The 1,772-nt window shown below is 39.1% G+C and carries 4 protein-coding genes; all 4 read right to left on the reverse strand.

Annotated features, from left to right (window positions below; all coding sequences use genetic code 11):
• Window positions 1-172 precede the first annotated feature (172 nt).
• Window positions 173-628, reverse strand: a complete 456-nt coding sequence (locus tag N1032_RS22885) for a hypothetical protein (protein WP_259542620.1) — start codon at window positions 626-628, stop codon at window positions 173-175.
• On the reverse strand, window positions 609-830 hold the full coding sequence (locus tag N1032_RS22890) for a hypothetical protein (protein WP_259542621.1): 222 nt from the start codon (window positions 828-830) through the stop codon (window positions 609-611). Before N1032_RS22890 ends, N1032_RS22885 begins: the two co-directional genes overlap by 20 nt.
• A gap of 57 nt (window positions 831-887) precedes the next feature.
• Complete coding sequence (locus N1032_RS22895) at window positions 888-1,148, reverse strand: hypothetical protein (protein WP_259542622.1); 261 nt, start codon at window positions 1,146-1,148, stop codon at window positions 888-890.
• Between the two features lie 24 nt (window positions 1,149-1,172).
• On the reverse strand, window positions 1,173-1,772 hold a 600-nt coding region (locus tag N1032_RS22900; RefSeq protein WP_259542623.1), incomplete at its 5' end, for a hypothetical protein.

Genomic DNA, 1,772 nt, shown 5'->3' on the forward strand with positions numbered 1-1,772 from the left:
AAATGATTTTGGACTTTTCAACGTCATTTGGAAGCATATTGACCATCTTTTGAGCCATTTTCAGCAATGCTGAAGCTGATGGAAGGATGTCTGGTGTACCAAGAGCGTTGTTTTCCATAGGAAGAACAGGTATGAAATCAGTATCATACTTAATGGCGTCATCAGTAATTGTTCATTGAGACCCATTAAAATACCCAGTTTCCTTGAAAACCTCATTTTCTATCTTGTAAAATCTTCCAAAAACCTGCAATTCTTTCTCACCAACCTTAAATTTGTCATCAGTGAAGAAATAAATGTCAACCAATTCCTTGAAAATGTACTTTGGCTGTCCAAAAATACGCACATTGTCAATAATTGTGTCCCCATTGTATCTGTATAGGACAATCCCATACCCTTTTCCATGATAAGAAAGGTTGTAACCAACCCTTGAAAGGACAGTTTGGAAGTCATTTGCCTCCAGCACCTCTTTGATTTCTTTTGAACCAAGTGAATAACCTGAATCATATTTGTTGACTGAGTCAATAGCAAAGCTGTCCCTGTATAGTTTTTCAAAATTAGATTGGAACTGTATTGCATCCGCACCATTCATTTGCTTAATCAAATAAGCGTTAAGTTGTTCTCTTGTCATTTTCATCTCCTAAATAGTCTTGAACATCACCCGCAGGTATGTCATTTCTGAGTTCACCGCGTACAAAGTACAACGCATACTCCATTGAATTTATCCTATCATATATATCCGCTTGCCCGCCACCTTCATAACGTTGGTCAGCACCTTGCCTTGCATATGATTTGGATAGGTCTGAAATAAGTCCCTTGTTGTCCTTATCCATAATAATTATACCACTGTCAATTGCTGCCTGAAGTCAAACCTCACGTTTTTGGATACGTCAGCTTTCCTTAGTCTTGAATTTGGTTGGAAACCATTTCAGTTCAGGAAGATTTGTTGACATCATTGATATGAAGTGCCTCTGGTTGTCATCCACCGCAACTGTTGATGGGTAGTGGTTGCGTGTCAGCTCCTTATGGCGTTTGTCATACTTGTCAGTTATGTCTGACAGCGTGTCACCATAAAACTTAAGCCTTTCACCCAAATTCCCCATACCCGTAGAAGGAAGTTCAAACTGTTTTCCTATGACAATGTTCTTCACATCATCAAAATTGCCTTTTCTCTTTCATACAACTGTAACGGGGGTCAGGATGAACCTCCCACCTTTTCTCTGGTCAATGTCCCATCCCAAAAATTGAGTTGAGCAGTCAGAAGAATTTTTAAGTATGATGTCTGTGTCAGCCAACTTAAGGTTTTCAAGATTGTATGTTTTCTTGACAGAATCTTCCTTTTCATACTTCAACCCCAAGATTGTAGCAAGCTGTTTCTTATCATTACGTGCCAACGCGTCCATAGCAAGGCTGTAAAGGCTCTTTATGTGCTTTTTGAGGTGTCTTTCAAACGTCCCCCTTGTAATCTTATTGTCCTTGTAAATATCAGCGTCAAAATCAATCTTTTCAGCATTGGCTGCAAATGTGTTAAGGTCAATGATGTCAAGGTCTCTCATTGTTTTTTCCATAATGTTGATAATCTTGTTACCAAATTTTGTCCCACGCACAATCAGTGTGTCAATCTCAGGCACGTACATCATGAGGGTGTGGTTGTCAATTATGTCCTTTTCAAAGTATTCACGGAATTTGTCTTCAGGAAAATAAGCTTCCGCCTTAGAGATTATGGGATGGTCATCCCATGGGTTCATTGTGTAGTAGTATTTTGTGGCAGCAAT

The sequence above is a fragment of the Herbiconiux daphne genome (assembly GCF_024979295.1).
Classification (GTDB): domain Bacteria; phylum Actinomycetota; class Actinomycetes; order Actinomycetales; family Microbacteriaceae; genus Herbiconiux; species Herbiconiux daphnes.